This is a genomic window from Luteibacter sp. P1_D3 (assembly GCF_056406135.1).
Genome location: NZ_JBFUAT010000038.1, coordinates 1 through 21,317 on the forward strand (window position 1 = coordinate 1; position 21,317 = coordinate 21,317).

The window sequence follows — 21,317 nt, forward strand, 5'->3', positions numbered from 1 at the left end:
TCGAGGAAGAAGAGCAGGAGATGTTCAAGGACGCCAAGAAGCTGCTGAGCAAGGAGGAGCTCAACGAGCTGGGCACCCGCATGGAAGCCCGGAAGGCAGAGCTTTTGGCCGAGTTCAAAGCGGCAGCCTGATCTCTACCTCGCCGTGAAGTAGGTTTACTTCATGGCAGCCGACGTCGGGATTGCGTTAGGCAAGGTCTGATTTCCCCTCATACCACCGGCGCCCATGCGGCGCCGGTGGTGTGTCATGGGCACAACTCAGGGCGTCAGCACGACCTTGCGGCAATCTTCTTCCTTCTTATCGAAGATCTCGTAGCCGCGCGCCGCATCCGCGAGCTTCATGCGGTGCGAAATGATGATGTCCGGCTGCAGTTTGCCGTCCTCGATGAAATTGAGGAGCTCGGGCAGGTACTTCTGCACATGGGTCTGTCCCATCGCAAGGGTGAGGCCTTTGTCGAACGCATCGCCGATCAGGAAGGCGTGGATAAAGCCCGCGTAGACGCCCGGGATGCTGACCACGCCGCCGCGGCGCGTGGCAGTAATGCATTGGCGAACGACTTCGCCTGAACTCGTTTCCAGTTTCAGGGCACTCAGAACGGTCTCGGTGGTGCTTCCCTTCGCCTCGAACCCGACCGCATCGATGCTGGCGTCGACGCCTCGGCCTGCTGTTTGTTCGAGGATGAACTCGGACGGGTCGGTGGCGCTGAAGTCGACAGGTATGACATCAAATGCGGAGACCGCAAAATCGAGGCGATAACGTTCCTCATCGACCATGAAGATACGTTCTGCGCCGAGCATGCGTGCGCAAGCGGCCGCCATCAGGCCGACCGGTCCTGCGCCGAATATAGCGACGGTGGAGCCGCGCTCGATCTTCGCATTCAGCACCGCCTGATAGCCCGTCGGCAGGATGTCCGAGAGGAATAGAACGCGTTCGTCGGCAAGGCTGCCGGGAACCTTGAACGGGCCGACGTTGGCCTTGGGTACGCGGACGAACTCCGCCTGACCGCCGGGTACCCCTCCGTAGAGATGCGAGTAGCCGAAGAGTGCCGCGGGTGGCGTCATCTTGGGACGCTTCCGCAGGCTGGCACCCTGGTCCGGATTCGTGGTCTCGCACGCGGCGAACTGATCGTTCTCGCAGAAGAAGCACTTGCCGCACGCGATGACAAAGGGGATGACGACACGATCGCCAACGGCGACGTTGGTCACCTCAGAGCCAGCTTCTTCCACAATGCCCATGAATTCGTGGCCGAAGATATCCCCGTGCTGGGTCTCCGGAATCTTGCCGTGATACAGGTGCAGATCCGAGCCGCAGATGGCCGTGGCAGTGACGCGAAGGATGACGTCGTCACCCGCGAGGATCGTCGGATCGGGCATGGTCTCGACGCGGACGTCTTTGGAGCCGTGATAGGTCAGTGCCTTCATTCGTGCTGCCTCCGGGGTAAAGCAGCATCGTGGTCCCTACTTGTTGAAAGGCAGGTGGGCGATGAGTCCCCAAGGTTGACGATCGCCTTCACAGAGCTCGTCAGGTTTCTCGCTAGGCGCCGAGGAAAGCCATTGCGCCCAAGCCGCCGAACATCAACAGCGCCGTGAATCCGACGACGACTCGGTTAAGCAGAGGACTGGGTTGCCCCTGCATGATCTTGTTGTCGCCCGTGACCAGGAGCAGGGTGACCAGCAGGAAGGGCGCAAGCATGCCGTTGACGACAGCCGACCAGACAAGCACCTTGACCGGATCGAGGTGAAAAAGGTCCAGCAGCGCACCGCCGACCGTGGCGACGATGAATACGGCATAGAACGACACCGCTCGCTTGAACCGCTTGTCGAGGCCGGAAACCCAGTCGAAGGTCTCGGCAAAGGCGTATGCCGCCGAACCCGCCAGCGTCGGAATGGCCAACAGTCCCGCACCGACCAGCCCGCCGGTGAAAAGCAGGAAGGCGTAATCGCCAGCCAGCGGTTGCAGCGCGCTCGCGGCATCCCTTGTCGACTGCACGTCCTTGCCATGGGCGTGCAAGGTAAAGGCGGCCGTGAGGATGATGAAGAACATCACCAGATTCGAGAAGAACGTACCTGTCCAGACATCGAGCTTTCGGTCGCCCAGCTCACGCCTGGTCGCGTTGCGTCGCCACGCCAGGAGGCGCCGGCCCTTGGCCTTGTCTTCTTCCACTTCCTGGCTCGCCTGCCAGAAGAACAGGAAGGGGCTGATCGTGGTGCCGAAGAGCGCCACCAGGGAACTCCATCCCTCCTTGCCGTGGGGAAGCGAGGGAAGGAAGGTATCGTGGGCAACCTGGCCCCAATGGGGTTTCACCAGAAAGGCCGTCACGATGTAAGCCAGGAGGACCATGGCGAGCCATTTCAGGACGCTGGCCAGCTGTTGATAGCGCAGGCGGATGGCCAGCAGGCAGATGCCGATCCCATAGACCCACACCCACAGCAGGCGCGGACCGGCGTGCAGCATTTCCATGGCATCGCCCATGCCGGCGAGATCGGCCGCGATGTTCAGCAGGTTCGCGGCGAGGAGGGCGACGGCCCCGATGCCGACGAGCCAGCGCGGAAACTTCTCCCGCAACGCCCCGCCCAGGCCTTTGCCGGTGACCATGCCGACCCGGGCACACATCATCTGGACGACCGCCATCAGCGGCCAGGTGAGAAGGGCGGTCCACAAGAACTGAGTGCCGAACTTCGCGCCCACCACCGAAAACGTGGCAACGCCGGAGGGATCATCGTCTGCGGCCCCGGCGGTCAGGCCAGGGCCGAGTGCGCCGAGAAACCTTCTCAGGCCCTTGGGCTTGGGAGGCGTGTCTTCATTCGGCTTAGGCATCGGCGTTCCCGACCTGCTCATGGCGGCGCCTCAGGTAGATCACTTGGCCCGTTACGCCAGCGACCAGGAGGGCGGCGTTGCTGGCGATGAAAACAGGATTCTTCACCAGCACGCTGTACACGAGATACAGCAGGGACGCTGCCATCTGACCGATGAAAAGCCACTTGGAAACCCCTTCCACGGTGGGTGCATGCGCCTGCCTCCAGATTTGTCGGCCGATGGTCGACAGCAGGACAAGCGAGGCGAGCCAACCCAGAGGTTCGGGACTCAGTAGATGCGATGCGAGATCCATGGTTGCCCCCGGGTGAGGTTCTCCTTTATCAGCACGGATGTGCCCGCTGCATCACAGAATCCCGAGGATCCCGTGAGGTACGGCGCAGGCGCAGGCGAGGATGTGTCGGCAGCAGGGGTCTCGTTAGCGCGGGACGACACGGGTGAGGCCTCGCGAACGGTGTAGTGGCTCATGTGAGAAGAACAAGGATATCGAGTCATGAGAAGCAAGCTTTTGACCTACTTTTGCGTTGCGTCGTTCGCGTTGGGCCTTGCGGTTAGCGCGGCAGTCCAGGCGGAAGTTCCACCTGTCAGCGACGCGCAACTGGCGACTGACGCAACGCTGATCGCAAGTGGCCGCGTAACGGCGGTCTCCGAACGCGATGACTCCACGTATCCAGGCGGGAAGAAGGAAGGGGCTCTGGTGACCGCTCATTACACGGTGACGATGGACGTGAGTAGCGTCGAGAAAGGAAGTCTGTCGGCGGAGGATCGCTCGCTTCAGTTCACGGGCTACTCGAATACCCACGTCCCGGCACATTGGGTGGGTGGGGCCAATACCATGCGCCTTAAGGTTCGGCCGGGTGACGAGATCAAGGTCTATCTCCAGCGCGAGGGCGACCATTGGGTGCTCTTTCATCACCTGGGTTTGTGGCTTAGGCGGTGATGAGTGAGATCTCACCTGAAGTCGGCGCTACTCGCTGGTGTTGTAGAACTTGTCGATGCGAATCGTGCTGGCGACGCCCTTGAACGTGGGCATCGGTTCTATCGTCGAGACTTCAGCTACGTAGTGCCCGTATCGTTTCGCGTAGAAGCCGCATACGGAGATGTGAGATTCATTGTCGACAGTGGCGTAGAGCTCGAGGCGGCACTGGGATCTGTCGCTATGTGGCAAGGGTTGATCGGTATTCCTGGCGACGATGGTCGCGTCATCTTCCGTTTCGACAGGTACGCGGGTACCGTGATCGTCGTAGAAGATCTTGACTCGCATGGACCGCGAGTTCTCTTGAATATCGTCGACGGCAGGCAGCTTCGGCCCGTGGGGGACATCCAGAGCGATCATGAGCCGGCGTTTCGTATCGACCTCGCCCTGGCGAACGTCGAACGGGATGGTGATGCTCTTGCCTTCGGTATCGACTGCGAAGGGAAGCGATACGGGAAGCGCGCCGTGCGCGCTCCGGGACTCACTCATGCCGTAGGCTTCCGTTCCGATGGTGGTGGCGCAGAGAAATAACAGGCAGATCATGGGTCTGGTGTGCATATCCGGCGATCCCTCTCCTTAGAGCTCAGAGCTGATATTCGCACGCCCGCGGAGACGGAGACTCGATGCGGGTCGCAACTCCCGCAAAGAAAAAGCCCCGACCGTCTCCGGTCGGGGCTCATCTTTATTGGTGGAGATGGCGGGAGTCGAACCCGCGTCCGAAGGCGTTTAATCTCCAGATCTACATGCTTAGCTCACCGTTAGATCTCGTCCGCCAGCAGCACGGTGTGCGAAGCGCACCGACGGACATACCTGATTGATCTAGCGTCAGACCCACAGATGGAGAGTCTTTCGGCGGTCTCATGATAGTGACCCTACACCGACGAGCATGAGCACAAGATCGGTTCGGGGGTAGGGCCTTTTTTAGGGGCCGAACGCTTTAGGCGGCGAGAGCCACCGAAGCGTCATTACCGTAGTAGTTGTCATTGGCAACTATAGTTTTTGCAGCTGGTTTAACGAGGAAAGCTACCCCCTCGGCATGCACCAGTAGATCGCACTACCCCCGTCGAAACCAGAACATCCCCGGGGAAAACGTGGTGAGACTACATCTCTCAGTATATGGCCGGGACAGGCCACTCACAATGGGCGCCGCCCTTCCGTTCAGGTCAGCCCATCTTGTTGTGGGAGCGCATGACCCGCTGCTTGTCGACCGCCCACTCGCGTTCTTTCTCCGCGGTGCGCTTGTCGTGGTCCTGCTTACCCTTGGCCAGGCCAATTTCGCACTTCACCTTGTTGTTTTTCCAGTACATCGCGGTGGGCACCAGGGTGTAGCCCTTACGCTCGACGGCGCCGATCAGGCGGTCGATTTCCTCGCGATGGAGCAGCAGCTTGCGCGTGCGCCGGTCGTTGGCGATCACGTGGGTGGAGGCGCTGATCAGCGGCGGGATCTGGGCGCCGACGAGAAAAACCTCACCGTGCTGGATGATCGCGTAGCAGCCCTCGCCGAAGTTGATCCGGCCCGCACGCAGGGACTTCAGCTCCCAGCCTTCCAGGGCCATGCCGCACTCGAAGCGCTGGTCGATGTGATATTCGTGGCGCGCGCGCTTGTTCAGCGCAATCGTGCCGCCGCCGTCTTTTTCCGTGTCCTTCGGTTTCGCTTTTGCCATGTCCGCTAAAATCGGTCTATCGGATCCCTGATACAAGGCCGGCGGGTCCGTGAGCCGGCAAATGAGACGAGGTCAAAGCAGTGATTGAAATCCGCCGCAGTGCGATCGTGCCTTTCACGCCCGCGCAGATGTTCGACCTGGTCAACGATGTGGAAGCATACCCAAAGCGCTTCGGCTGGTGTGACGCCGCTGAAGTGCTCGAGCGGGAAGACAACGTGCTGGTGGCACGGCTGGATCTCAAGTTCGCCGGGATCAAGCAGAGCTTCACCACCCGGAACACCACCGACAAGCCCCACAGCCTGGCCATGAAATTCGTGGAAGGCCCGTTCCGCTCGCTGGATGGGGTGTTTACCTTCCAGGCGTTGGGCGATGTCGGCTGCAAGATCGCCCTGGCGCTGGATTTCGACTACGCCGGCCTGGGTGGCGCGGTGCTGAGGATGGGCTTCCAGCAACTGGCCAACCGGATGGTCGATGACTTCTGTGACGAGGCGCGCCGCCAGTATGGCTGAGCTCAGCGTCGAGGTGGCTTACGCAGGGCCGGAGGGCCAGGTCGTCCTTGCCCTCGTCGTGCCGTCGGGTACGACGGCCTGGCAGGCGATCGAGCTGGCTCGGGGCGGTCTGCCCGCCGGGGTGACGCCGCACCCGGCCCGATTGGGCATCTTCGCCAAGAAGGTGGCCGCGGACCGTGTGCTGGAGGAGGGCGACCGGGTGGAACTGTACCGGCCGCTCACGCTCGATCCGATGGAGGCCAGGCGGCGCCGCGCCAAGCGCGGCGCCTGAAGGGCCGTCTTACTTCTTGTCGTCCGACGAGCCGCCGCCGAAGATGCCGCCGTTGTCGTCATCCTTCTTGTCGTTGGCGCTGGTGTTCTTGTCACCCTTGGTGCCGTTGACCGGATCGTTCTTGTACTTCTTCGAGTCCTTCAACAGCTGCTGGGCGTCCTGGGCGAAGAAATCGCCTTCGGTACGGACCAGGGTGTCGTTATTGAAGGTCAGCGTGAGCGTACGGGTGGTCATCTTCCCGCCACGATGCGAGAAGGTGGACACATAGTCCCAACGGTCGTTATCGAAGGGCGAGGCCACCGAAGGGGTGCCCAGCAACACCAGGACCTGGCGCTTGGTCAGACCCGGCTGCAGCTGTTCGACGTTTTTCTTGTCGAGCAGGTTGCCCTGCTGCACGTCGGGGGTATAGATAAGGCTGCAGCCCCCGATGGCGACCGCCATCATGGCTATACCCAGCGTGCGGCGAATGAGCTTTTGCATGCGTAGTAACGTCCGGATCGTGAAGCCTGCGATGATACACTAAGCGCCTGACGGCACCGCGAGGGGGTCTCTAATGGACCAGGAAACAAAAGAACTGCGTAAAGCGGGGCTTAAAGTCACACACCCGCGCATGCGGATCCTGCAGATCTTCGAGGAGGCGGACGAGCGCCACCTTACCGCCGAAGACATCTACAAGCGTCTGCTTGCGCACCAGGAAGACATCGGGCTTGCCACGGTGTATCGGGTACTGACCCAGTTCGAAGCTGCTGGCATCGTCATGAAGCACAACTTCGAGGGCGGGCAGGCCGTTTACGAGCTGGATCGCGGCAAGCATCATGACCACATGATCGATGTGGACAGCGGGAAGGTCATCGAGTTCATCAGCGAGGAGATCGAACGCCTCCAGCATGAAATCGCGGAACGCCACGGGTACGTGATCGAGGATCACAGCCTGGTGCTGTATGTGCGTCCGAAGAAGAAGCGCTGAGGCGAGGTTTTCGCGGCTTGGCAGATGAGAAGGGCTCCCGAGAGGGGGCCTTTTTCTTTGTGCGGGCTGCTTTGGTAGGAGCCGGCTATGCCGGCGATGGGGCTTGCGGCGGGCTGGTTATCGCCGATGAATCGGCTCCTACAGGAGAGCGGGGTCGTGCGGTTTGAGCGGGGGCGTGCGGGTTGGGGCGGCACACATAAAAACGCCGCTGGCGGACTCCTGTCCACCAGCGGCTTGATCCGATGTTTCCATGGTTCGTGAATCGCGAGTTGCTCGCTGGATCCACGTTTCACCACTTCGCATCGGCGAGGCTGACATCCTGTCGCCTCATCAGGTCGATCGTCCCCACGACCGACCTGGGCTCACCGTCTCTCGACGGCGGCTCCCCCACATCGATGACGGAATCGTAACGAACCGTTCACCGACCCGGTATCGGAAAATTTCCTATGTGAGTTCCGATACTTGTGCTGCGTAGCAGCACGCGAAGGTGTAGTCCGATGGGCTCGGGATGGATGCGAAAGATGCCGCCGAGGGCCGTGATGCGATCGCTCATACCCTGTAGGCCGCGCCCACCACCGTCTGTACGGATCGGCCTAGGGGTCGCAGGCAGGCCGGTGCCGTCGTCACGAATGTCGAGAATAGCCACCGGGCCGCTGTCGCGCAGTCCGATGCGTAGCCGCAATTTCAGTTCTTTGGCACCTGAATGGCGAACCACATTGGTCGCACTTTCCTGCACGACACGATAAATAGCGGTAAGTGTCTCGTCGTCGAGCAGGCGCGGTTCGCCCCGCAGGTCGGTCACGTAGTGGATGCCGGCGGCGGTGAGCATGTCCCGCACGGGGCCTTCGTCCAGCGCCCGGAGCAGCCCGAATTCGTCCAGAACGGAGGGTCGCAGGCTGTCCAGCATCTTATGCAGGGCCCGGCGCATGTGACCAAGGATGCCGTTGATGGACTGGCCGATGTCGTCCAGGCCCGCGTTGCCCAGCCGTTGCTGGGCCAGCTTCAGGTGGGTCTGGATGGCGGTGAGGTTCTGGCCCAGTTCGTCGTGGAGCTCGGCGGCCATGTGCTTGCGCAGGTCTTCTTCGGCCTGGAGGTTGCCGCGGGCGGCATCGCGCAACTGGCGTGCGAGCTGGTCGAGGCGCTGGTTGGCGGCGGCCAGGTGGGTGTTCTGCTGGGCGACACGCTCGCTGCTTCGACGCAGGGCGTCGGTGGCGGCGCCGAGCATGAGGGTGCCGGTACCCGCCACGGCGAGGAACAGGTGAGCGGCGGCCGTCGGCGCGCCGCGGCCGATCATGTCTTCGGTGACATTGAGGCCGACACTGGTAATGAGCATGGCCAGGCCGGCGCCACGCCAGCCATGCCGGAACGCGAAGAACAGCACCGGGGCCAGCGAAAGCACGCGGGCGAACTGCGGCTGGGGCGAGTACTCGGCCAGGGTCACCAGGATCGCCAGCGACGGCAGCATCACCAGCAGGCCGTCGAGCATCAACTCGGCCAGAGCGGACTGGGTGGGCCGTTCGCGGAAGGTGAGGATCATCACTGGCACGACCAGCAGCACGCCCAGGTAGTTGCCTAGCAGGTCGCTGCCGAAGGTGGTGCCGAGCATTTCCACCGGCGCAGCGGGGTGCAGCGAAGCCATCATCGCGGCGTTGCCGGCCGTGGCGACCGTGGCCGTGACCATGGCCGACAGAAGGAGACGGGCGACGTCTTCAGGGGTGTTCAGGCTGGCATGCAGGTGGGCGCGGCGCAGCAGCCAGAGGCAGGCGGCGACCATTAGCGGCTCGGGCGCGTCGCCGAGCACGAAGCCCGCACCACCGATCGGCAGGCCGCTACGCCACTCGCAGAAGGCGCTGGCGAGGATCTCGGCACCGAGGATCCAGAACCAGTTGCGCGTCCTCATAAGAAGCAGGGCACCGAAGCGCAGGCCGAAAGGCAGCACCCAATACGGCTGTTCGGTCGGCCAAAGAAGAATCCAGGCCGCCGCATAGAGGAGGGCGAACAGGGGGCCGGCGAACCGGGTGAGGGCGTTTACTCGCATCCCCCGAATGTTACACGCCGAACCTCACGTAACGTTGCACGCTTCCACCCATACGCACGCGTCGGGCGAGCCTGTTACATTCTGTCCATGCCAAGAATCGTCCTTGTAGATGACCACGCCATCGTTCGTGAGGGTTTCAAACGCCTGATCGAGCTGGAACCTGACCTCGATGTCGTCGCAGAGGCCAAGAACGCCGATGAGGCGGTCGATGCCGTGACCCAGCATCGCCCCGATCTGGTGGCGGTGGACCTGTCCTTGCCCGACGGCAGCGGTCTGCCCCTGATCGAGCATCTGGCCAGCATCTCCCCGGACATGAAGATCGTGGTGCTTAGCATGCACGACGGCGAACCTTACGTTTCCGAGGCGTTGCGCCGCGGCGCGCGCGGTTACGTGACCAAGGGCGTGGCACCCGAGGAGCTCGTGGTTGCCGTGCGCGCGGTGCTGAGCGGCGAGCAGTACCTGAGCTCGGATCTGCGTGAGCGTCGCTCGGGCCGGTCCTCGGTGGACCTTGATCCCTTCAACCGGCTGACGGCGCGCGAGCGCGAGGTTTTCCTGTTGCTGGCGGCAGGCCGGGCGCCGAAGCAGGTGGCGGCCGAGTTGGGCATCGGGCAGAAGACGATCTATATCCACCGCGCCGCGGTCATGAACAAGCTCAATGCGGGGTCGGAACTCGACCTTTACCGGATGGCGCAGGAGCGGGGCCTCATCCGCGCCTAGCCGGATGGATGCTCTGGTAGGAGCCGATTCATCGGCGAACACCAGGTCGCGACACCCCTGAACACTGCGCTTCGCAGGGATCGCCGATGAATCGGCTCCTACCAGGAGCCGGAATCGGCGACACGGCGGCAAGCTCGTTAGCCCTGCGCCCTCGTTAGCCCTGCGCCCGGTCGAGCATCTTTTTCGCGTGGGCGCGGGTTTCCTTGGTGATTTCCACGCCGCCGAGCATGCGTGATAGCTCGTCGCGGCGGCCGGCGGCGTCGAGGGTGTGGATGCGCGTGCGGGTGGCTTCGCCGTCACTTTCCTTGGCGACCTGCAGATGGGCGTGGCCTTGCGCGGCGACCTGGGGCAGGTGGGTGACGCACATCACCTGGACGCGCTCGCCGAGGGCGCGCAGTTTCTGGCCGACCACTTCGGCGACCGCGCCGCCGATGCCGGTGTCCACTTCGTCGAAGATCATGCAGCCGATGTTGTCGTTGCCCAGCGTGGCCACTTCGATGGCCAGGCTGATGCGGGCGAGTTCGCCGCCGGACGCGACCTTGCGTAGCGGGCGCGGCGGCTGGCCGGGATTGGCGCTGACCAGTAGCTCGCAGCGTTCGCGGCCCTGCGGATCGGGCTCGTTGCCTTCGACGCGCTCGAGCGAGACCTCCAGGCGACCGCCGGCCATGCCGAGCTCGCCCATCAGGGCGGCGACCGATGTGCCCAAACGGCCAGCGGCTGCGGTGCGCGCGGCGGATAGCGACGCGGCGGCTTCGTCATAGGCCTTGTGCAGGCGATCCCGTTCGCGGCCGAGGCGATCCAGGGCATCGCCGGCGCCTTCGAGTTCGGCCAGGCGCTCGCGGATCTCTTCGGCTTTCACCGTCAGCTCCTCGATCGGTAGCCGGTAGCGGCGCGAGAGGTCGTGCAGGTGGGTGAGCTGAGTGTCGACCTCGGCGAGGCGCTCGGGATCCAGTTCCACGTCCTGGGCGTAGCGACCGAGGCCGTCCACCGCTTCGCCTACCTGGATCTGCGCGCTGTCGAGCAATTCGAGGGTTGGGACCAGGGAGGCGTCCAGTTCGGCGAGGCGCGAGAGCTCGGCGTGCGCGCGGAGCAGGGCACGACCCACCGCGAACTCGCTCTCGCCGTCGAGGATCTCGACGACGCCATTGGCGCCCTCGGCCAGACGTCCGGCGTTGGCCAGGCGGCGATGCTGGGCTTCGAGTTCTTCCAGGGCAGCGGGCGACAAGGCCCAGCGGTCCAGTTCTTCCAGTTCGTGGGCGAGCAGTTCGATCTGACGCTCGCGATCGTCGCCGCCGGACAGGCTGCGGATGCGCGCGACGGCCTCGCGCCACGACTTCGCCGTGTCGCGGACGCTGGTTTGCAGCACCTCGTTGCCGGCGTAGGCGTCGAGCAGGGCCATCTGGTGCTGGCGCGAGAGCAGGGCCTGGTGTTCGTGCTGGCCGTGGATCTCCACGATCAGGGCGGCCAGCGCGGACATCTGCGCGAGGCTCGCCGGGCGGCCATTGATCCAGCCGCGCGAGCTGCCTTCGACGCGGATCACCCGGCGCAGCTGGCAGGTCTCGCCATCGTCCAGTTCCTCCTGGCGGAGCCAGGCAGTCGCTTCGGGCAGGCCGGTGAGGTCGAATTCCGCAGCCAGCTCGGCGCGGTCGCTGCCGGAGCGGACCATACCGCTGTCGGCGCGGGCGCCGGCCAGGAGCATCAGGGCGTCCACGAGCAGGGACTTGCCGGCGCCGGTCTCGCCGCTGACCACGGTGAGCCCGGGCCCGAAGGCAATCTCGGCTTCTTCGACAACGGCAAATTGGCGGACGTAGAGCGAGGTGAGCATGGCTACCGATGGCGGCGGATGGAATCGCGCCGATTGTAGCGGGAGGCGCGTCGCAGAAGCCGAGACTTGCAACAAGGGCGTCGAGACCTTATTGATAGCCGGACGAACCAACCCCTCCGGCCCGCCCACGCGCATGAATCCGTTTTCCGGTCACGACATCGATGCACGCGCGCGCCGGCTGCTGCGTACCCTGATTTCTCAATATCTGTCCGATGGGGAGCCGGTCGGCTCACGCACGCTGGCGAAGTCCTCGGGCCTGGAAGTCAGCCCGGCGACCATCCGCAACATCATGGCCGACCTGGAAGAGGCCGGGCTGGTCTCCTCGCCGCATACCTCGGCGGGTCGTATTCCCACCCCACGCGGGCTGCGCCTGTTCGTCGACAGCCTGCTCGAGCTCAAGCCGCTGCCGCGCGACGACATGGCCCGCCTGCAGGGCGGCCTGCCGCCGCACCAGACGACGACACGCGACCTGCTCGGCAATGTGTCGCACCTGCTTTCGGCCATGACCCACTTCGCCGGCGTGGTCACCGTGCCGCGCCAGGGCGACTTTCCGCTGCGCCATATCGATTTCGTGAACCTGCCCGATGCGCGGGTGCTGGTGATCCTGGTCTTCTCGGATAACCAGGTGCAGAACCGTGTGGTCCAGCTCGTCCGTCCGCTGGAGTCGGCGGAGCTTGAGCAGGCGGCGAACTATCTCAACGCCCAGTTCGCCGGCTTCCGCCTGGCGGACATCCGCGCCCATCTGGCCACCGAGCTGCGCGAAGCGGGCGGCGAACTCAACCGCCTGCTCACTGGCGTGGTCGAACTGGCCACCGCCTCGTTCAGCGCCGATGAGGACGCCGACGACGTGCTGGTGAGCGGCCAGACCAACCTGATGGGTTATTCGGAGCTGGCCGACATCGAGCGGCTCCGCGATCTTTTCGACGCCTTCCAGCAGAAGCGCGACCTGCTTCAGCTCATGGAAATGTGCGTCAAAGCCCCTGGCGTGCGCCTGTTCATCGGCGAGGAGTCCGGTTTTTCGGCCCTCGACGGCTGCAGCATCGTCACCGCCACCTACGGCACCAAGGGCCGCATGCTCGGCGCGATCGGAGTTATTGGACCGACGCGTATGGCATATGAGCGAGTGATCCCCGTGGTACAAGCCACCGCCGGACTGCTCAGCGACGCCTTGAATCGCGCCGCGGCGACCTCATAAACCGCCACGGGAGGCGGGTTTAGTATTTCCCGCGAATGTTCGACCCTTCCACGGAGGGGTCGGTACGCTGACATTTGGAGTAAACATGCAAAACAACGATCCCCACGCGCCGGATCCGGCGCAGGACGGCGCGGCCGACAGCGCCATCCAGGCTGAGCTCGACGCCCTCGGCGTTCAGCTGGCCACGATGGAAGCCGAGCTGGCGCAGGCCCGCGAGACGGTGCTGCGCGAAAAGGCGGAGATCGAGAACCAGCGTCGTCGCATGCAGCGCGATGTCGATCAGGCTCGCCGCTTTGCCAACGAGAAGTTGCTCGCCGAATTGCTGCCGGTCTACGACGGCATCGCCCTGGGCCTGACCAACGAGGCGGCGGATGCGAAGACGCTCCGCGAAGGCCTGCAGATGTCGCTCGATCAGCTGAAGAAGGTCACCGAGGCCAATGGCCTGACCATGGTCGACCCGCTTCACCAGCCGTTCAATCCGGAGCATCACCAGGCGATCAGCTCGGTCGAGTCGAACGAGCATGCGCCCAACACCGTCGTCGCCGTGGTCCAGAAGGGCTTCGTGCTGAACGACCGTCTGCTGCGTCCGGCGCTCGTCGCCGTGGTGCGCGACCACTGAACAGCGTCACCAAAGATATTGAATCGATGGGGGTTACCCCCATTTTCCTTAGCAGTCGCGGCCGCGGGGGCCGCATGAAATTCGGAGCAACGTAACTATGGGCAAGATCATCGGTATCGACCTCGGGACGACCAACTCCTGCGTCGCAGTGATGGAAGGTTCGACCGCACGTGTCATCGAGAATGCAGAGGGCGATCGCACCACGCCGTCCATCGTGGCTTTCACCAAGGACAACGAAGTCCTCGTGGGCGCGCCGGCCAAGCGCCAGAGCGTGACCAATCCGTACAACACCTTCTACGCGGTGAAGCGCCTCATCGGTCGCAAATTCACCGACGCCGAAGTGCAGAAAGACCTCAAGCTGGTTCCCTACGGCATCGTTGCGCACGATAACGGCGACGCCTGGGTGCAGACCGCCGACGGCAAGAAGATGGCACCGCAGGAAGTCTCCTCGAAGGTGCTGATGAAGATGAAGAAGACCGCCGAGGACTTCCTCGGTGAAGCGGTCACCGAGGCGGTCATCACCGTCCCGGCTTACTTCAACGACAGCCAGCGCCAGGCTACGAAGGACGCAGGCAAGATCGCCGGCCTCGACGTCAAGCGCATCATCAACGAGCCGACCGCGGCTGCTCTGGCCTATGGTCTGGACAAGGCTGCCACGGGCGACCGCAAGATTGCCGTTTACGATCTGGGCGGCGGCACGTTCGACGTCTCGATCATCGAGATCGCCAACGTCGACGGCGAGAAGCAGTTCGAGGTGCTGTCCACCAACGGCAACACCTTCCTCGGTGGTGAGGACTTCGACAACCGCGTCATCGACTATCTCGTCGAAGAGTTCAAGAAAGAGCAGGGCATCGACCTGCGCAAGGACCAGCTCGCGCTGCAGCGCCTGAAGGACGCCGCCGAGCGCGCGAAGATCGAGCTGTCCTCGGCGCACCAGACCGACGTCAACCTGCCGTACGTCACCGCCGATGCCTCGGGTCCGAAGCACCTGAACATCAAGCTGACCCGCGCCAAGCTCGAGTCGCTGGTGGAAGACCTGGTCAAGGGCACGATCGATCCGTGCCGCACGGCGCTGAACGATGCCGGCCTGAAGATCTCGGACATCCACGAGGTGATCCTCGTCGGTGGCCAGACCCGCATGCCCAAGGTCCAGGAAGCCGTGAAGGACTTCTTCGGCCGCGAGCCGCGCAAGGACGTCAACCCGGATGAAGCCGTCGCCGTCGGCGCCGCGATCCAGGGCGGCGTGCTGGGCGGTACCGTCAAGGACGTGCTGCTGYTCGACGTCACCCCGCTGTCGCTCGGTATCGAGACGATGGGTGGCGTGATGACCAAGCTGATCGAGAAGAACACCACGGTGCCGACCAAGGCCTCGCAGACCTTCTCCACGGCCGACGACAACCAGACCGCCGTGACCGTGCACGTGCTGCAAGGCGAGCGCGAGCGTGCCAATGCGAACAAGTCGCTGGGCAAGTTCGACCTCTCTGGCATCCGTTCGGCTCCGCGCGGCCAGCCGCAGATCGAAGTGACCTTCGACATCGACGCCAACGGCATCCTGCACGTGTCGGCGAAGGACAAGGACACCGGCAAGGAACAGAAGATCGAGATCAAGGCCGGTTCGGGCCTCTCGGACGAAGAAGTCGCGCGCATGGTGGCGGACGCGGAAGCGAACCGCGAGGAAGATAAGAAGTTCCACGAGCTCGTGCAGGTGCGTAACCGTGGCGACCAGCTCGTCCACGCCACGCGCAGCCAGCTCAAGGAGCATGGCGGTAAGATTCCGGCCGAGCAGCTGGCCGGTATCGACAGCGCGGTCTCCGAGCTGGAGAAGGCCCTGGGTGGTGAAGACAAGGACGTGATCGAGTCGAAGATCACCAACCTCGAGCAGGTCGCCCAGGCGCTCTCCGCAGCGGCACAGTCCGGTGGTTCGCAGGACACCGCGCAGCAGTCGGCGCCGGGCGGTGGTTCGGCCCAGCCGGACGACGTGGTCGACGCCGAGTTCACCGAAGTCAAGGACGAGAAGAAGTAAGTCGTCTTCTTCGGTAAGTAACGACGCGCTGCGGGCTTCATGCCCGCAGCGCGGTATCGATAGTCCAGGGAAAGCACACGTGTAATGGCCAAGCGCGACTACTACGAAATTCTCGGTGTGGAACGCACCGTGACCGAGGGTGACCTCAAGAAGACGTTTCGTCGCGTTGCGATGAAGTATCACCCTGACCGCAATCCGGACGACCCGGAAGCGATCGACAAATTCAAGGAAGCCAAAGAGGCTTACGAAGTGCTGGCCGACGCGCAGAAGCGCGCGATGTACGACCAGCACGGACACGCCGCCTTCGAGGGCGGTGGGTTCGGTCGTGGCGGTGGCGCCGGTTTCGGCGACGTCGGCGATATCTTCGGCGACATCTTTGGTGACATTTTCGGCGGCGGTGGCGGGCGCCAGCGCGCCCGTCGTGGCGCCGACCTGCGCTACATGATGGATCTGGATCTCGAGGAAGCCGTGTTCGGCGTCGAGAAGAAGATCGAAGTACCGACCCAGGTCAATTGCCACCACTGCAACGGCTCCGGTTCGGAAGACGGCAAGGTGTCCAAGTGCAGCACCTGCGCCGGTCACGGCCGCGTGCGCATGCAGAACGGCATCTTCTCCATCCAGCAGGCCTGCCCGACCTGCCATGGCTCCGGCCAGAAGATCGACAAGCCCTGCAAGAAATGCCATGGCGAAGGCCGCCTCGAGGAAGAGCGCACGCTGTCGGTGCGGATTCCCGCGGGCGTGGACAACGGCGATCGCATCCGCCTCACGGGGCAGGGCGAGGCCGGTCCTGCCGGTTCGCCGTCGGGCGATCTGTACGTGGAAGTCCGTGTGCGCGAGCACGCCATCTTCCAGCGCGACGGCAGCGACCTCTACTGCGAAGTGCCGATCCGGTTCGCCCAGGCCGCGCTCGGTACCGAGCTCATGGTGCCTACGCTTGAAGGCGAGATCCCGGTCAACGTGCCGCCCGAGACGCAGACGGGCCACCAGTTCCGCATGCGCGGCCGTGGTGTGAAGTCGGTTCGCGGTGGCGGCACCGGCGACCTCATCTGCACGGTGGTCGTCGAAACGCCGGTGCGCCTGACCAAGGAACAGCGCGAACTGCTCACGCAGCTCGAGGCCACGTTCGTCGGTGAAGGCGCCGCCAAGCACACACCGCGCTCGACGACGTTCATCGACGGCGTCAAAGACTTCTGGTCGCGCGTGACTTCGTAAACAGCGACACAGACTGCCCATCGCGACCACGGCTGAACATCGCGACCACCTGCTCGGTAGGAGCCGATTTATCGGCGATCCCTGCGCAGCGAACCGTTCAGACGTTCTCGCGACTTGCTTTCGCCGATGAATCGGCTCCTACAACCGCTGCGTTGTAGGGGCCGTTTTCTTTTTGGGCGCCTGCTACGATTCGCCTTCCCCTCGCGTGCAGAAGGCAGCCCCATGACCCGTCCCGCCCGTCTCGCCATCAGCGGCGCCTCCGGCCGCATGGGCACCGCGCTGCTCGGCCTCGTGCGTGAGGACGAACGCTTCGAACTCGTACGGGCGATCGTTTCCTCCGGATCGCCGCGTCTGGGCAAGGCCGCGTTCGGCGATGTCTCCGCGCTGCGCTTCACCGACTGGACCGACGCCGGCGATATCGATGTCGTCATCGACTTCAGTGGCCCGGACGGCCTCGGTGCCGCGCTCGACTATTGCGAAGCGTCAGGCGCCTCACTCGTCACCGGCACGACCGGCCTCGAGCCCGCGTTGGAAGATCGCCTGACCAAGGCCGCCGAGCGCATCGCCGTGTTGCGCGCCGCCAACTTCAGCCTCGGCGTCGCCGTGCTCACGCGTCTGCTGCGCGAAGCCGCTGCCGCGCTGCCAGGCTGGGACCTCGACATCGTCGAAGCGCATCACGGCCGCAAGGAAGACGCACCGTCCGGTACGGCGCTGGCGCTTGGCCACGCGGCCGCCGAAGGTCGGGGCGCCACGCTCGAGGAGCTGGCGGTGTATGCCCGTGAAGGCCGCCCCGGTGCGCGCAAGACCGGCACGATCGGCTTCGCCGTGGTGCGTGGTGGCGACATCGTCGGCGAGCACCAGGCCTTGCTGATGGGGCAGGGCGAGCGCATCGAACTGGCCCACCGGGCGACCGATCGTTCGATCTTCGCCCGCGGCGCCCTCGAGGCCGCCAACTGGATCGCCGGCCGCGCCCCCGGTACCTGGTCCATCGAAGACGTCATCGCCAGCAAGATGTGACCCTGCGAGATCCTCGAACGCGTGTTAAGATCCGCGCCGAAGTCATTGGGGAGTAGCCATCCTCTGCCCCGAGGAGTTCGCGTCAACATACTTGGTGGCCTCGTGCCCCATGGCGCGAACGGCACAGCGCCCGGAGAGTGCGCTGCCCGCCCGGCGAGACCTTTGGCCAGCGACATGCTTACCCGGGCCGGGCGAGCGATGTGGCTGTGCCATCGGTATACCTCGCTCGCCCGGCCTTAGATGAAACATGCTGCTGACATGCTTTTTGTTCCTGGTTTCGGCCGGGGCTATCTATTTCGCCTGCGAATACTTCGTCAACGGCGTCGAATGGTTCGGGCGCAAGCTCAATCTCGGCGCCACGGCTACCGGTACGGTGCTTGCCGCCTTCGGCACGGCGCTGCCGGAAAGCGCCGTGACCTTCGTCGCCGTGATGTTCGGGAAGACCCCGGCAGCGCGGGACATCGGTGTCGGTGCGGCCCTCGGTGGTCCGCTGGTGCTCGCCACGATCGCCTATGCGGTGGTCGGTTTCGCTTTATATGCGGGTCGCAAGCGTTTGAAAAGACCGGACTTGCGGGTCCGTGTGGACAACAAGCGGCTGGCCCGCGACCAGTCCTGGTTCCTCGCGATCTTCGTGGTGAAGGTGGGCCTCGGCCTCGTCGCCTTCGCGTGGAAACCCTGGCTGGGTGTGCTTTTCCTGCTGGCTTACGTGGCCTACGTCTGGCGCGAAATGCGCGACGACACCAGCGCGCCCGAGGGGGAAGACGAGCTCGAACCGCTCACTTTCCGCCCGCACGACGCTAATCCCTCGATGAACTGGGTGATGCTGCAGACCGGCCTGGCGCTGGTCGTCATCGCCATCGCCTCGCGCACCTTTGTCTGGCAGCTCGAGGCGTTCGGCGACTTCTTCCATCTATCACCGCACATCGTCGCCCTGGTCCTGAGCCCGGTCGCCACCGAGCTGCCGGAGACGGTCAATGCGCTGATCTGGGTGCGGCAGGGCAAGGAGCGGCTGGCCTTGGCGAACATCTCGGGCGCCATGATGATCCAGGCGACGATTCCGAGTTCGCTGGCGCTGTTTGGCACCCCGTGGCTGTTCGATACGCCGCTGATCGTGGCCGGCGGCGTCACCATGGTCGCCGTCGTGGCGCTGTGGGCGATGTTCCGGCGGGGATCGGTCGAGGCGCGCTGGCTGATGCCGATCGGCGGGCTGTATGGGGTGTTCGCGGTGTTCGTCGGGTGGTGGTTCGGCGCCCACTGATACCGTCACCGCCCACTGCCCACTGCCCGGTAGGAGCCGATTTATCGGCGATCCCGCGGCAGCGGGCCAGGTTGCGGCAAGCACCCGTTCGCCGATGAATCGGCTCCTACCCGAGCGAGGGCGAGGGTGGCGGTTAGCCTGTCAGTCGCGGTGGCTGGCGCTGCGGTCGCGGCCGGCGCCGTGCTGGCGGTCGAGCTTGCCGAAGATCTTCTTGAACACCCGGGAGAACTTGCCCCGCTTGGTCTTGCGGGCCTTTTCTTCCTCGGAGGTCAGCCAGGCGACCTGGATGACCCGGCGCTCACCCTCGTAGGGCAGGTGGCCGTGGAAGGAGTTCTCGGCGCGGCGGAACACGGCGAACTCGCCGTAGAGCGGCTTGAGCTCCGGCGCTACCGTGTTGTCGATGTCGTCGATCGAGGCCAGGAAGCGCAGGCAGCCGTCGCTGGTGTCGGGCCACATCGGGTTGAGGTAGATCAGCGCGGTGGCGATCTTCGACTTGCTGTCGGTGTGGATGGTGCCGTGGCGGCGGTTGAGCAGCCGGCACAGGGTGACCAGGGTGGGGTAGTCCGCCAGGCCAGGGATGCCCAAATGGCGCCCGATAGCCGAGGAAAACGCCCGTGAGGTCATCTGTTCGACCAGCTCGTTCACCGACGGGCCGCAGTCGCTGGCGTCGTAGGGGAAGAATCCCGCGCTGGTGTACTGGGGGAAGTCGCGTTCCAGATCGTTGCGCGATTCGTCCGGTAACTGGCCGTGGGCGATCATGAACGAAAACGGTTCATGCCGGATGTCGGTGTCGGGACGCTCCAGACGGGCGGGGTCGAGCAGCATGCGGGCGAATCTCGGCTAGGTACCTCGGGCGGTATTGTATCGTGTCATGCCCGGGCGCCAGTGATTTTTCCTACACGGCTGTTCATGGTTTTCCGATGGACAAGAAGCCCCTTCACGCCTATCATTCATACCCGCCCAGCGATCCCTTATCCCCAAGGCCCACGAGCCGCTTCTAGCAGGCTTGCGGGCTTTGCTGCACCTGAAAGGCGGCCCATCATGCGTACTCCTGCTCTGCTTGCTCTTGAAGACGGCAGCATTTTTCACGGCCACGCGGTCGGTGCACGAGGCGAAACGATTGGCGAGGTGGTGTTCAACACCGCCATGACCGGTTATCAGGAAATCCTGACCGACCCGTCCTACTCCCGCCAGATCGTCACCCTGACGTACCCCCATATCGGCAACACCGGTACCAACGACGTCGACGTCGAGGCTGACCGCGTTCATGCGGCGGGCCTGATCGTCCGCGACGTGCCCCGGCTTGCCAGCAACTGGCGCAGCACCGAGCCGCTGCCGCRGTACCTCGAGCGCCACAACGTGGTCGCCATCGCCGGTATCGACACGCGCCGCCTCACGCGCATCCTTCGCGAGAAGGGCGCGCTGAACGGCTGCATCGTCGCCGGTGACGCCATCGACGTCGACGCCGCGGTCGCCAAGGCGAAGTCCTTCCCGGGCCTCAACGGCATGGACCTGGCCAAGGTGGTCAGCACCACCAAGACCTACCAGTGGAACGAGGGCACCTACGACCTCGACAAGCAGGCCTTCTTCAACGCGCCGAAGAAATTCCGCGTGGTGGCCTACGACTACGGCGTGAAGCAGAACATCCTGCGCCTGCTCGCCCACCGCGGCGTCGACATCACCGTGGTCCCGGCACAGACGCCGGCTTCTGAAGTGCTCGCCATGAATCCGGACGGCATCTTCCTGGCCAACGGCCCGGGCGATCCGGCCGCCTGCGACTACGCGATCGAAGCCACGAAGCAGATCCTCGAAACGAAGATCCCGCTGTTCGGCATCTGCCTGGGCCACCAGATCCTCGCCCTGGCGATCGGCGCGAAGACGCTGAAGATGAAGTTCGGTCATCACGGCGCGAACCACCCGGTGAAGGATCTCGACACCGGCCGCGTGCTGATCAGCTCGCAGAACCACGGCTTCGCGGTGGACGCGGAAACGCTTCCGGCCAACGTGCGCGTGACGCACACCTCGTTGTTCGACGGCTCCCTGCAGGGCTTCGCACTGACCGATCGCCCGGCGTTCTGCTTCCAGGGCCATCCGGAAGCCAGCCCGGGTCCCGAAGACGTCGGTTACCTGTTCGACACGTTCATCGCCTCGATGGAAGAGCACAAGGCCAAGCGCGCGTCCTGACGCGCCGCTAGCCACCCACTCAACCATC

Annotated in this window: 21 protein-coding genes, 1 other RNA gene and 1 riboswitch; of the genes, 12 read left to right on the forward strand and 10 right to left on the reverse strand. The window is 64.1% G+C overall.

The annotated features are described in order from the left end of the window. Positions 1–257 precede the first annotated feature (257 nt). The 3 genes from AC1DYM_RS19300 to AC1DYM_RS19310 form a co-directional block, all read right to left on the reverse strand. Positions 258–1,421, reverse strand: coding sequence for a zinc-dependent alcohol dehydrogenase (locus AC1DYM_RS19300; protein ID WP_477341092.1), 1,164 nt, complete (start codon positions 1,419–1,421; stop codon positions 258–260). 112 nt (positions 1,422–1,533) lie between these two features. Then, positions 1,534–2,817: an Nramp family divalent metal transporter gene (locus AC1DYM_RS19305; protein ID WP_477341094.1), complete on the reverse strand. Its 1,284-nt coding sequence runs from the start codon at positions 2,815–2,817 to the stop codon at positions 1,534–1,536. Beyond that, positions 2,810–3,109, reverse strand: coding sequence for a hypothetical protein (locus tag AC1DYM_RS19310; protein WP_046965868.1), 300 nt, complete (start codon positions 3,107–3,109; stop codon positions 2,810–2,812). Before AC1DYM_RS19310 ends, AC1DYM_RS19305 begins: the two co-directional genes overlap by 8 nt. A 198-nt stretch (positions 3,110–3,307) precedes the next feature. Between AC1DYM_RS19310 and AC1DYM_RS19315 the strand changes: the two genes are divergently transcribed. Beyond that, on the forward strand, positions 3,308–3,754 hold the full coding sequence (locus AC1DYM_RS19315) for a hypothetical protein (RefSeq protein WP_477341096.1): 447 nt from the start codon (positions 3,308–3,310) through the stop codon (positions 3,752–3,754). Positions 3,755–3,781: 27 nt separating this feature from the next. Here AC1DYM_RS19315 and AC1DYM_RS19320 read toward each other — a convergent pair whose 3' ends face one another. The 3 genes from AC1DYM_RS19320 to smpB all read right to left on the reverse strand — a co-directional run bounded on the left by AC1DYM_RS19320 (position 3,782) and on the right by smpB (position 5,454). Further along, positions 3,782–4,279 carry a hypothetical protein gene (locus AC1DYM_RS19320; RefSeq protein WP_477341098.1) on the reverse strand — a complete coding sequence of 166 codons (498 nt, stop codon included), beginning with the start codon at positions 4,277–4,279 and terminating at the stop codon, positions 3,782–3,784. A 197-nt stretch (positions 4,280–4,476) separates the two neighbouring features. Then, positions 4,477–4,872: a transfer-messenger RNA gene (gene ssrA, locus AC1DYM_RS19325) on the reverse strand. An 81-nt stretch (positions 4,873–4,953) separates the two neighbouring features. Continuing rightward, positions 4,954–5,454, reverse strand: a complete 501-nt coding sequence (gene smpB / locus AC1DYM_RS19330) for an SsrA-binding protein SmpB (RefSeq protein ID WP_046965872.1) — start codon at positions 5,452–5,454, stop codon at positions 4,954–4,956. An 80-nt stretch (positions 5,455–5,534) separates the two neighbouring features. Here smpB and AC1DYM_RS19335 point away from each other — a divergent pair, with 80 nt between their 5' ends. Both AC1DYM_RS19335 and AC1DYM_RS19340 read left to right on the forward strand, forming a co-directional pair. After that, complete coding sequence (locus AC1DYM_RS19335) at positions 5,535–5,963, forward strand: type II toxin-antitoxin system RatA family toxin (RefSeq protein ID WP_046965873.1); 429 nt, start codon at positions 5,535–5,537, stop codon at positions 5,961–5,963. Next, positions 5,956–6,234, forward strand: a complete 279-nt coding sequence (locus AC1DYM_RS19340; RefSeq protein ID WP_477341101.1) for an RnfH family protein — start codon at positions 5,956–5,958, stop codon at positions 6,232–6,234. Before AC1DYM_RS19335 ends, AC1DYM_RS19340 begins: the two co-directional genes overlap by 8 nt. A 9-nt stretch (positions 6,235–6,243) precedes the next feature. Here the strand turns inward: AC1DYM_RS19340 and AC1DYM_RS19345 are convergent, their stop codons facing one another. Continuing rightward, the gene (locus AC1DYM_RS19345; RefSeq protein ID WP_477341103.1) at positions 6,244–6,714 is read right to left on the reverse strand and encodes an outer membrane protein assembly factor BamE; all 471 of its coding nucleotides are present in this window, start codon (positions 6,712–6,714) and stop codon (positions 6,244–6,246) included. A 73-nt stretch (positions 6,715–6,787) separates the two neighbouring features. On the opposite strand from AC1DYM_RS19345, the gene fur reads away from it, so the two are divergent. Next, positions 6,788–7,201: a ferric iron uptake transcriptional regulator gene (fur, locus tag AC1DYM_RS19350; protein WP_046965876.1), complete on the forward strand. Its 414-nt coding sequence runs from the start codon at positions 6,788–6,790 to the stop codon at positions 7,199–7,201. Between the two features lie 418 nt (positions 7,202–7,619). On the opposite strand, the gene AC1DYM_RS19355 is transcribed toward fur, so the two are convergent. Further along, a complete protein-coding gene (locus tag AC1DYM_RS19355) occupies positions 7,620–9,239 on the reverse strand; it encodes an MASE1 domain-containing sensor histidine kinase (protein WP_477341105.1) in 1,620 nt (539 codons plus the stop codon). A gap of 87 nt (positions 9,240–9,326) precedes the next feature. On the opposite strand from AC1DYM_RS19355, the gene AC1DYM_RS19360 reads away from it, so the two are divergent. Continuing rightward, positions 9,327–9,956, forward strand: coding sequence for a response regulator transcription factor (locus AC1DYM_RS19360; protein WP_046966299.1), 630 nt, complete (start codon positions 9,327–9,329; stop codon positions 9,954–9,956). Positions 9,957–10,110: 154 nt separating this feature from the next. Here AC1DYM_RS19360 and recN read toward each other — a convergent pair whose 3' ends face one another. Further along, positions 10,111–11,781, reverse strand: a complete 1,671-nt coding sequence (recN, locus tag AC1DYM_RS19365; protein WP_477341107.1) for a DNA repair protein RecN — start codon at positions 11,779–11,781, stop codon at positions 10,111–10,113. A 133-nt stretch (positions 11,782–11,914) separates the two neighbouring features. Between recN and hrcA the strand changes: the two genes are divergently transcribed. The 6 genes from hrcA to AC1DYM_RS19395 all read left to right on the forward strand — a co-directional run bounded on the left by hrcA (position 11,915) and on the right by AC1DYM_RS19395 (position 19,105). Then, a complete protein-coding gene (hrcA, locus tag AC1DYM_RS19370; protein ID WP_046966300.1) occupies positions 11,915–12,976 on the forward strand; it encodes a heat-inducible transcriptional repressor HrcA in 1,062 nt (353 codons plus the stop codon). A gap of 85 nt (positions 12,977–13,061) precedes the next feature. Further along, positions 13,062–13,595, forward strand: coding sequence for a nucleotide exchange factor GrpE (grpE, locus tag AC1DYM_RS19375; protein ID WP_046966301.1), 534 nt, complete (start codon positions 13,062–13,064; stop codon positions 13,593–13,595). A 97-nt stretch (positions 13,596–13,692) separates the two neighbouring features. Beyond that, the gene (gene dnaK, locus AC1DYM_RS19380) at positions 13,693–15,618 is read left to right on the forward strand and encodes a molecular chaperone DnaK (RefSeq protein WP_477341110.1); all 1,926 of its coding nucleotides are present in this window, start codon (positions 13,693–13,695) and stop codon (positions 15,616–15,618) included. An 84-nt stretch (positions 15,619–15,702) separates the two neighbouring features. After that, complete coding sequence (gene dnaJ / locus AC1DYM_RS19385) at positions 15,703–16,830, forward strand: molecular chaperone DnaJ (RefSeq protein ID WP_046966303.1); 1,128 nt, start codon at positions 15,703–15,705, stop codon at positions 16,828–16,830. A gap of 222 nt (positions 16,831–17,052) precedes the next feature. After that, positions 17,053–17,847: a 4-hydroxy-tetrahydrodipicolinate reductase gene (dapB, locus tag AC1DYM_RS19390; RefSeq protein ID WP_477341112.1), complete on the forward strand. Its 795-nt coding sequence runs from the start codon at positions 17,053–17,055 to the stop codon at positions 17,845–17,847. Between the two features lie 35 nt (positions 17,848–17,882). Beyond that, positions 17,883–18,058: riboswitch (yybP-ykoY riboswitch) on the forward strand. A 36-nt stretch (positions 18,059–18,094) separates the two neighbouring features. Then, positions 18,095–19,105 (forward strand): sodium:calcium antiporter, encoded by a 1,011-nt coding sequence (locus tag AC1DYM_RS19395; RefSeq protein ID WP_477341114.1) that lies wholly within the window; start codon positions 18,095–18,097, stop codon positions 19,103–19,105. 141 nt (positions 19,106–19,246) lie between these two features. Here the strand turns inward: AC1DYM_RS19395 and AC1DYM_RS19400 are convergent, their stop codons facing one another. Then, positions 19,247–19,930 (reverse strand): 2OG-Fe(II) oxygenase family protein, encoded by a 684-nt coding sequence (locus AC1DYM_RS19400; RefSeq protein ID WP_477341116.1) that lies wholly within the window; start codon positions 19,928–19,930, stop codon positions 19,247–19,249. A 216-nt stretch (positions 19,931–20,146) separates the two neighbouring features. Here AC1DYM_RS19400 and carA point away from each other — a divergent pair, with 216 nt between their 5' ends. After that, complete coding sequence (gene carA / locus AC1DYM_RS19405) at positions 20,147–21,289, forward strand: glutamine-hydrolyzing carbamoyl-phosphate synthase small subunit (protein ID WP_477341118.1); 1,143 nt, start codon at positions 20,147–20,149, stop codon at positions 21,287–21,289. Positions 21,290–21,317 lie beyond the last annotated feature (28 nt).

What these genes read in the sequence shown, in the direction of transcription:
- AC1DYM_RS19300 (WP_477341092.1), bottom strand. Translation starts at nt 1,421, where the DNA reads ATGAAGGCACTGACCTATCACGGCTCCAAAGACGTCCGCGTCGAGACC.
- AC1DYM_RS19305 (WP_477341094.1), bottom strand. Translation starts at nt 2,817, where the DNA reads ATGCCTAAGCCGAATGAAGACACGCCTCCCAAGCCCAAGGGCCTGAGA.
- AC1DYM_RS19310 (WP_046965868.1), bottom strand. Translation starts at nt 3,109, where the DNA reads ATGGATCTCGCATCGCATCTACTGAGTCCCGAACCTCTGGGTTGGCTC.
- AC1DYM_RS19315 (WP_477341096.1), top strand. Translation starts at nt 3,308, where the DNA reads ATGAGAAGCAAGCTTTTGACCTACTTTTGCGTTGCGTCGTTCGCGTTG.
- AC1DYM_RS19320 (WP_477341098.1), bottom strand. Translation starts at nt 4,279, where the DNA reads ATGAGTGAGTCCCGGAGCGCGCACGGCGCGCTTCCCGTATCGCTTCCC.
- smpB (WP_046965872.1), bottom strand. Translation starts at nt 5,454, where the DNA reads ATGGCAAAAGCGAAACCGAAGGACACGGAAAAAGACGGCGGCGGCACG.
- AC1DYM_RS19340 (WP_477341101.1), top strand. Translation starts at nt 5,956, where the DNA reads ATGGCTGAGCTCAGCGTCGAGGTGGCTTACGCAGGGCCGGAGGGCCAG.
- AC1DYM_RS19345 (WP_477341103.1), bottom strand. Translation starts at nt 6,714, where the DNA reads ATGCAAAAGCTCATTCGCCGCACGCTGGGTATAGCCATGATGGCGGTC.
- fur (WP_046965876.1), top strand. Translation starts at nt 6,788, where the DNA reads ATGGACCAGGAAACAAAAGAACTGCGTAAAGCGGGGCTTAAAGTCACA.
- AC1DYM_RS19355 (WP_477341105.1), bottom strand. Translation starts at nt 9,239, where the DNA reads ATGCGAGTAAACGCCCTCACCCGGTTCGCCGGCCCCCTGTTCGCCCTC.
- AC1DYM_RS19360 (WP_046966299.1), top strand. Translation starts at nt 9,327, where the DNA reads ATGCCAAGAATCGTCCTTGTAGATGACCACGCCATCGTTCGTGAGGGT.
- recN (WP_477341107.1), bottom strand. Translation starts at nt 11,781, where the DNA reads ATGCTCACCTCGCTCTACGTCCGCCAATTTGCCGTTGTCGAAGAAGCC.
- hrcA (WP_046966300.1), top strand. Translation starts at nt 11,915, where the DNA reads ATGAATCCGTTTTCCGGTCACGACATCGATGCACGCGCGCGCCGGCTG.
- grpE (WP_046966301.1), top strand. Translation starts at nt 13,062, where the DNA reads ATGCAAAACAACGATCCCCACGCGCCGGATCCGGCGCAGGACGGCGCG.
- dnaJ (WP_046966303.1), top strand. Translation starts at nt 15,703, where the DNA reads ATGGCCAAGCGCGACTACTACGAAATTCTCGGTGTGGAACGCACCGTG.
- dapB (WP_477341112.1), top strand. Translation starts at nt 17,053, where the DNA reads ATGACCCGTCCCGCCCGTCTCGCCATCAGCGGCGCCTCCGGCCGCATG.
- AC1DYM_RS19395 (WP_477341114.1), top strand. Translation starts at nt 18,095, where the DNA reads ATGCTGCTGACATGCTTTTTGTTCCTGGTTTCGGCCGGGGCTATCTAT.
- AC1DYM_RS19400 (WP_477341116.1), bottom strand. Translation starts at nt 19,930, where the DNA reads ATGCTGCTCGACCCCGCCCGTCTGGAGCGTCCCGACACCGACATCCGG.